Source organism: Pseudomonas savastanoi, from assembly GCF_020917325.1.
In the GTDB taxonomy this organism is placed as follows: domain Bacteria; phylum Pseudomonadota; class Gammaproteobacteria; order Pseudomonadales; family Pseudomonadaceae; genus Aquipseudomonas; species Aquipseudomonas amygdali.
The window spans coordinates 1,839,587-1,847,567 of sequence record NZ_CP076652.1; the positions used below are offsets into that span (position 1 = coordinate 1,839,587).

The 7,981-nt window shown below is 59.1% G+C and carries 7 protein-coding genes; 4 read left to right on the top strand and 3 right to left on the bottom strand.

Annotated elements, in window-relative coordinates; translation table 11 throughout:
* Positions 1-95: 95 nt before the first annotated feature.
* The 3 genes from KP808_RS08160 to KP808_RS08170 all read left to right on the top strand — a co-directional run bounded on the left by KP808_RS08160 (position 96) and on the right by KP808_RS08170 (position 3,382).
* Positions 96-524 (top strand): DUF2231 domain-containing protein, encoded by a 429-nt coding sequence (locus KP808_RS08160; RefSeq protein WP_058401950.1) that lies wholly within the window; start codon positions 96-98, stop codon positions 522-524.
* On the top strand, positions 521-1,813 hold the full coding sequence (locus KP808_RS08165; protein WP_003368608.1) for a PQQ-dependent sugar dehydrogenase: 1,293 nt from the start codon (positions 521-523) through the stop codon (positions 1,811-1,813). Before KP808_RS08160 ends, KP808_RS08165 begins: the two co-directional genes overlap by 4 nt.
* 369 nt (positions 1,814-2,182) lie before the next feature.
* Entirely contained in the window at positions 2,183-3,382 is a 1,200-nt protein-coding gene (locus tag KP808_RS08170) for an MFS transporter (RefSeq protein WP_230018038.1), read from the top strand.
* A 60-nt stretch (positions 3,383-3,442) separates the two neighbouring features.
* On the opposite strand, the gene KP808_RS08175 is transcribed toward KP808_RS08170, so the two are convergent.
* Positions 3,443-5,083, bottom strand: coding sequence for a methyl-accepting chemotaxis protein (locus KP808_RS08175; protein WP_230018040.1), 1,641 nt, complete (start codon positions 5,081-5,083; stop codon positions 3,443-3,445).
* Between the two features lie 288 nt (positions 5,084-5,371).
* Positions 5,372-6,367 (bottom strand): aldo/keto reductase, encoded by a 996-nt coding sequence (locus KP808_RS08180; protein WP_230018042.1) that lies wholly within the window; start codon positions 6,365-6,367, stop codon positions 5,372-5,374.
* Positions 6,368-6,523: 156 nt separating this feature from the next.
* Here KP808_RS08180 and KP808_RS08185 point away from each other — a divergent pair, with 156 nt between their 5' ends.
* Positions 6,524-7,246, top strand: a complete 723-nt coding sequence (locus KP808_RS08185; RefSeq protein WP_058401953.1) for a haloacid dehalogenase type II — start codon at positions 6,524-6,526, stop codon at positions 7,244-7,246.
* A 25-nt stretch (positions 7,247-7,271) separates the two neighbouring features.
* Here KP808_RS08185 and KP808_RS08190 read toward each other — a convergent pair whose 3' ends face one another.
* Positions 7,272-7,790 (bottom strand): GNAT family N-acetyltransferase, encoded by a 519-nt coding sequence (locus tag KP808_RS08190; RefSeq protein WP_230018043.1) that lies wholly within the window; start codon positions 7,788-7,790, stop codon positions 7,272-7,274.
* Positions 7,791-7,981 lie beyond the last annotated feature (191 nt).

Sequence of the window (7,981 nt, forward strand, 5' to 3'; positions counted from 1 at the left end):
ATGATCCTTTTCTATGCGCATTCAGCGCGACCCCGACAGGCGAGTGCATTCGCACTGAGCATTGATCCAGGGTCGCCGAACGAAAAGGAGCCGTCATGACCGTAACCACCCATCCCGACTACCGATATACGCCGGGCCCGCTACACGCGACCCTGCTCGCCGGAACCGTGCCTCTGTTTCTTGGCGGATTGCTGAGCGACATCGCCTACTACCAGACCTTTCAGATTCAGTGGAGCAACTTTGCCGCCTGGTTGATTGCCGGAGGCTTGCTGTTCTGCGGGCTGGCGTTGCTGTTCGCACTGGTCAATCTAGTGCGTGCGGATCACAAGGCCGGTCGTCCCGTGGTGTACTTCCTGTTGTTGCTGGTTACCTGGGTGCTGGGTCTGGTCAATGCCTTCGAGCATGCGAAAGACGCCTGGGCGGTCATGCCGTCTGGCTTGATCCTGTCGGTCATTGTTACTGTTCTGGCCTGCGTTGCGACGTGGACCGGGCTCACCAGCCTGCGTTCCGGAGGTGCAGAATGAGAAATATCCACGCATTGACTGCATTGAGCATGGCGCTGCTGCTGAGCGCCTGCGGTGGTGAAGCCGACAGCACTCAGGCGCGCGGACCGGACCCGAAGTTGCCGGACCCGCAACGCGGCCTGTTGCCGAGCATGAAGATTGCCGAACCGACGGCTTGGGGCGATCAGAAGCCTGCCGTGCCTGAAGGTTTCAGTATCACGGCGATTGCCAGTGATCTGAATATTCCACGTCAGTCCATCGTTTTGCCCAATGGCGACATCATCGTTGCCGAAGGGCGCGGCGGCAGCGCTGCCAAGCTCAAACCCAAAGACGTGATTGCCAGCGTCATCAAGGCCCAGGGCAACACCAAGGTCAAGAGTGGTAATCGTCTGACACTGTTGCGGGACGCGGACGGCGACGGCAAGTATGAGCTGAAAACGGTCTTTGCCGAGAACCTGAATGCGCCCTATGGGCTGGCCTTCGCGAACGGCAAGCTGTACGTGGCCAACCAGGATGCGCTGGTCAGCTTCGATTATCAGGAAGGACAGACCAAGGCCAGCGGTGAGCCGACCAAGGTCACCGATTTGCCTGCGGCGATCAACCACCACTGGACCAAGTCGCTGACGGCAAGCCCTGATGGCCGCTACCTGTATGTCGGTATCGGCTCGAACAGCAACGTGACCGAGCGCGGCATGGAGGTCGAGATCGATCGGGCAATGGTCTGGCAGATCGACGCCGCCACTGGTGCGCACAAGCCTTATGCGACCGGTCTGCGCAACCCGACGGCATTGGCGATTCAACCGGGCACCGGGCAGTTGTGGACGGTGGTCAACGAGCGTGACGAGCTGGGCCCTGATCTGGTTCCGGATTACCTGACCTCGGTGAAGGAGGGCGCGTTCTATGGCTGGCCTTATAGCTATTGGGGCCAGAACGTAGACACGCGGGCCCAGCCACAGAACCCGGCCAAGGTCGCTGCGGCGATCAAGCCGGATTACAGCCTGGGTTCGCACGTCGCCGCACTGGGCGTGTCGTTCTCGATCCCGGCCATGGGCGACAAGTTCGCTGACGGCGTCTTCGTTGGCGAGCATGGCAGCTGGAACCGCGATAACCCGGTGGGTTACAAGGTGATCTTCGTGCCGTTCAGCAATGGACGTCCTGCCGGCGAGCCTGTGGACTTCGCAACCGGTTTCCGCGGAGCTGACGGCAAGACTCGCGGCCGGCCAGTGGGCGTGACAGTTGATCCGAAAGGCGCACTCATCATCGCCGACGACCTGGCCAACACCGTCTGGAGAGTGACCCGCAACAAGTAGGTCACGACTGCCTGTGTGATCATTCCCATGCATCGCATGGGAATGCCTTTGACACTCCGCGCCAGGCAAGAAGCCTCGACGCGGAGCGTCAAGAACTGCGTGCCGACGCAGAGCGTCGGCACGATATTCAGTCAGTGATCGTTCCCATGCTCCGCGTGGGAATGCCGTTCGTGACGCTCTGCGTCACCCATGCAACCTCGACGCAGAGCATCGGCCTGACAGCCAGTCTTCGCAGAAATTATCGCGTGTCGTTGATACGGAATTTCGCTCGCAAGGTGGCTTCGTCAAGGCTTTACCCGTTAGGGTTACCCGCATCCATGCGCTGGCCCGACGGGTCAGTTGCTGACATTCCCGAATTCTGGAACCGCTGTGAGTCGTTTTGAAACCGCTGGACACGTAGAAACAAAACCCGCTTCATGGTGGGCCGTTGGTAGCGTATCGCTTGGGTCATTCGCTACCGTCACCACTGAATTTCTCCCTGTCGGGCTGTTGCCCGATATTGCTCGTGACCTGGGAACCAGCATCAGCCAAGCGGGCTTGATGATGGCTGTGCCCGGCATCCTCGCGGCCATTTCAGCACCTTCCTGTATTGCCCTGTTCAGTCATGTAGATCGCAAGCGCCTGTTGCTGGGGCTGCTGTCGATATTGCTGGCGTCCAACCTGATCGTGGCGCTGTCGACGCACTTCTGGCTGACCCTGGCCGGCAGGGTCCTGCTTGGCTTCGCACTGGGAGGTTTCTGGACGATTGCCGGTTCGCTCGGTCCTCGCTTGAGGCCCGGCAAGGAGGGCGTAAAGGCCACCGCGTATGTGCTGGCGGGCGTCTCGATCGGAACTGTTGCCGGGATTCCGGCTGGCACGTTGATCGGTGAAGCGTTCGGCTGGCGAGCCGCATTTGAAACGGCGGCAGTGGTCACGGTTGCGGTAGGGCTGTTGATTGCAATGTTTTTACCGGCGCTGCCGGGCGAGCGCTCTGCCGGCATTAGTCAGATGCTGTCGCTGGCTGGCGAGCAACGCATTCGCCGCATGTTTGCCGCTGCACTGTTGATCTATGTCGGGCACTTCGCGGCTTACACCTACCTCGCGCCCTTCGTGCAGGAGTTCGCGCATATCCAGGGGCAGGCCCTGGGTGCATTGCTGTTCGCCTTCGGTCTGGCGGCGGTGGCAGGCAATCTGGCCGGTGGAGCCCTGGCAGCCAGAAGCGCACCGTCCTCGGTGCTGATCATGACCCTGCTGATGCTGGGTTCGCTGACTGCGCTGCTGATGTTTGTCGGCAACCCGTGGCTGCTCTGGCCGGTGATTCTGGTTTGGGGGTTCGCTTTCGGGATGATCCCCATCACCACGCAGATCTGGTGTTTCGAGGCCTCCAATGATCGCGTGGAAGGTGTTCAGGCGCTGCTGGTCTGTGTGGTGAATCTGTCGATTGGCGGCGGGGCGTTCATCGGCGGCGTGGTGTCCGGTCGGGCCGGCTTCACCGCCGCCATCGTCATCGGTGCGGTATGTGCCGCGCTGTCCATGATCACCGTTGCGCTGGCGCTGCGCCGCTCCAGGCCGGTCATTTGCACAGACTGATTTGCCGCTAATGAGGTATTCGGCGATGCAGCATCCATCGCCGAATACCTGCTCACACCGTCAGCCTGCTTTGAAAAACGCGACCTTGCGGGTAAGGCGATCTGCAAGCTGTGCCAGTTCTTCGCTGGCACTTGCCACCTGCTGCGATCCATTGGCGGACTTGAGTGTCGAGTCGTGAATGCTGTTGATGTTCATGGCAACGTCTTCTGCCACCGAGCTTTGCTGAACCGCAGCGCTGGCGATCTGCGCATTCATGTGATTGATCGCGCCCACTTCCTGATTGATTCTGGACAGAGCACTTTGTGCGTTGCGTGTCTGGTCAACGGCGCGATTGACCAGTTCGCAGCTGTCGCGCATGTTCTGCGCCGCGGTTTCAGTACCGCCTTGCAGCGTGCTGATCATGTTTTGAATTTCCTGGGTCGACTGCTGGGTACGATTCGCCAGGGAACGAACTTCATCGGCGACGACCGCAAAGCCTCTGCCGTGCTCACCCGCACGGGCTGCTTCAATGGCCGCATTGAGTGCCAGCAGATTGGTTTGCGAGGCAATCGAGTTGATCACCTCGATCACCGTTTCGATCTGCTCGCTGTGCCTGGACACCTGCTCCACAGTATTTGTTGTTTCAGTCAGCGTGGCCGCCAGTTGCTCGATGGCAGTGGTAGTGCCTTCGACGAGTCGGTTACCGGTCGCCACTTCGCTGTCTGCCAAACGTGCAGCGTCTGCTGCCTGTGCTGCATAGCCCGAGACTTCATTGACCGTGGCGGCCATCTGGCTGATGGCGGTCGCCACCTGTTCGGCTTCACGGGTCTGCACCATGATCTGGGTGTTGTTGGCAGAGGAGGCCGCCGACAGCACGGTGGATGACTGGCTGACCTCCTGGGCAGCCGTCCTCACCTCGGTGATGGTTTCCGAGAGACGAGTCAACGCGGTTTTCAGTACGCCCATGACACTGTCGGGATGCGCGGTGGTGATGGTTTGCTGCAGATCACCGGCCGCCAATCGTCGAATGGCCTGCGCAACCTCTACAGGCTCCGCGCCAAGCGTCTTTTTCACAAAGCGAATGATGAAAACCGACAGCACGATGCTCAGCAGCACGGCGAAAGCCGTTGCCAGCAGCATCAGGCCACGGAACTGGCTGGCGGTCGCCTGCACATTATCCAGCTGAACCCTGATCGAGGCTTCCTCATGGTCGATGAGCGCGTTGATGCGCTTCAGCCATTCGCTGTAGTCGCCCGATGTCTGGCTCAGCAACAGGGCCTGGGCACCGGCGATGTCACCGGTACGGCGCAAGGCAATGACGCTTTTGGTAGAGCCCAGCGTCTGCTGTTCGATTTCCTTGATGCCACGCAACAGTTGCCGCTCTTCGGCACTTACGGTCGGCCTGGAGAACAGTTGATCCATCGGTGCAGCCGAATCGATATAGTCCTTTTCCAGCCGGGTCATCTCTGCCAGATGGCGCGCGAGGTCCTGATCATTGTTGACCAGCACCGCATCGCGCAGGGCGATCGCCCGGTTATGCACGCTGCCACGAAAGTTGATCGCATAGCGTTGCACCTTTGCGGCATTGTCTCCAACGTCTTCCAGGGTGCTGTCGATGAAGCCAACCCGCTGAATGCCGACAGCGGTGATCAATATGAGCAGTGAAACGACCGCGGCAAACCCCAAGCCGATGCGGGTAGCCAGAGAAACCGGATTTTTCATGGAAGGAACTCGAACGGGGGAAGTGGATAAAGTCGAATCAAGCGCTGGCAAACGGCCATTCATTGCGAATAGTCAGACAATACCGTGCAGCCGGTCGGTCGCCAAATAGATATTTACGTGCGGCGAGATAGAAAGGTGTTATTTCAGAAGTGTGTGACAGTTACGAGGGTTGTGATGATGTGTTCATAAGATAAGCGTTGCTGGCCACCGTTCTATCGGGCAACGGCGGTCCATCAGGTTACCGGCGACGCTGTAACGTTCGCCGGCGTTGGGTTTCTGCTGCGCCGGTCAGACGAAGCCGGTCACCAGATGCGGTACATACGGTGCCTCAAGGCGCTGGATCTCTTCGTCGCTGAGCACCAGCTCCAGCGCGGCGATGGCATCGTCCAGCTGGGTCGCTTTGGAAGCGCCGACAATCGGTGCCGAAACCCCTCGTTTGGCCAATACCCAAGCGAGTGCAACCTGCGCCATCGGCACACCTCGTTCCTCGGCGACCTGTTCCACAACGTCGATCACCCGACCGTCTTCCTTTTCCGTCGCCTGGTAGAACGACTGACCGGAAACGTCGGTCCTGGTCCGCTCGGTCTGCTGCCCATGGGGCCGGGTCAGCCTGCCACGCGCCATCGGGCTCCAGGGCATCAGGCCGACACCCTGATCGATGCACAGCGGGATCATCTCGCGTTCTTCTTCGCGATACACCAGGTTCAGGTAGTTCTGCATGGACACAAACTTGCTCCACCCGTGCGCGACCGCAACCTGCTGGGCCTTGGCGAACTGCCATGCATACATGGATGACGCGCCGATGTATCGGGCTTTGCCTGCCTTGACCACATCGTGCAGGGCTTCCATGGTTTCCTCGATGGGCGTGTCATAGTCCCAGCGGTGGATCTGATACAGGTCGACGTAGTCAGTGCCGAGCCGCATCAGGCTTGCATCGATACTGGACATGATGGCCTTGCGCGAGAGTCCTTTCTCATTGGGCCTTGTCGAGCCTTCCCACATGTTTGCCGGGAAGAACACCTTGGTGGCGATCACGGTCTCGTCGCGGCGTGTGAACTCTTTCAGCAACTTTCCGACGATGGTTTCCGAGGTGCCTGCCGAGTAGCTGTTGGCAGTGTCGAAAAAGTTGATGCCTTGCTCGACGGCGTGCTTGATGATCGGCCTGCTTGCTTCTTCGCCCAGTGTCCAGGGATGCGTTCCGGCATCAGGTTCGCCGAAGGTCATGCACCCAAGGCACAGTCTGGAGATATCCAGCCCTGTGTTTCCAAGCTTCACGTAGTTCATGAATTCTCCATCTACCGTTGATTGATCAGTCGCCGAGCAGTATTGCGTTTACAGATGGGGCAATGCCTGCCCGAAACAACTCTCTTTGGCGCGATTGGTTCTATAGTTCTAATTCTGTAGAACTATAAGCGACTGTGCACGATTCGGGAGAGCAATATGGCCAGGCTGGAACAGATAGGGTTTCTCGGGTTCGACGTATTCGGCACCGTTGTGGACTGGCGAGGTGGTGTGGCACGCGCCGCCGCGCCCTTTCTGCTGCGTCATGGCGTGAACGTCGACCCCCTCGATTTTGCCGATCAATGGCGTGGGCTCTACCAGCCTTCCATGCAGCGCGTTCGCTCGGGTGAGCGTCCTTTCGTGACACTCGACGTACTCAATCGCGAGAGCCTCGAAACCGTGCTGGCGCGGCACGAGGTGGATTTCGGCAGCATTCCGGATACCGAACTCACGGAGCTTAACAAGGCCTGGGAACGGCTGGACCCATGGCCCGATTCCGTCGCCGGCCTCACGCGGCTCAAACGCAGGTTCTCGATTGGCACGCTTTCCAACGGGCATATTGCCGGCATGCTCAACCTGGCAAAGTTCGCTGGCTTGCCGTGGGACGTGATTGTCGGCGCGCAAATCGCGGGCTCTTACAAACCAACGCCGCAGACCTACCTGAAATCGGCAGACGCCGTGGGTCTGGCCCCGCAAGCAGTCGCGATGGTGGCTGCGCATAATTCCGACCTCGCGGCAGCCCGTGCGAATGGCTTCAAGACCGTGTTCGTCCGACGCCCGTCCGAGCACGGGCCAGGCCAGACGTCTGACCTTACTGCCGAACAGGACTGGGACATTATTGTCGATTCCCTTACCGACGCTGCCGAGGCGCTCGGTTGTTGAGCGCAGATAATGGCTAGGGGATAACTTACTCCCGTAAATCCTTCCACATATGCACCTTGGAGACGAACCTGCTGCCTACGGCAACTGCAAGTGGTTCAACGCCAAAGGTCACAAAGCCCATGCGCTCATAAAGCCCTTGTGCTGCGGCATTACCCTGCGTGACGGTGAGCTGTACGACCAGAAGCTCAGGACGGGATCTGGCATGCTCGAGCACGCTGCACATCAACTGGTAGCCAATGCCTCTTTTTCTGTGAGCCTGAGGCACGTACATCCCGAACAGGGTTGACTTGTGCCGGGCCTTATTTCGGGTTTCAACTGACAGTCCGACTACGCCCAGCAGTTGACTGTCTTCAACGGCGGCAAACACCGCTTCGGTCGAAGCATTGCTGTCATCCAGTCTGTTTTCCCACCATTCGCCAGGCAGCGTTTCACGTTCTTTTACATCAGAGGTAAAGGCGTCCGGGTGGCGATCATATGCCTCAAGCATCAAGGCGCGATAAGCCACTGCATCGGTCGGTGTCAGTCGTCGGTAAGTAATGGTCATGAAAGCAGGATTCGTCTGATTCGGGCGTCGAGTATTGCACCCGGAGGCGGGAAAAGTCTTAACCGCACGCTGGGTTTTAAACAGATGTCGGATTCGCGCAGCAGTGCCGTTTGACGGACACTTTGGGGGTTTGTAACTTTTTGTTTGCCTCGCTGCCAAAAATCATGGTTATTATCCGGGGCGCTCAGGGC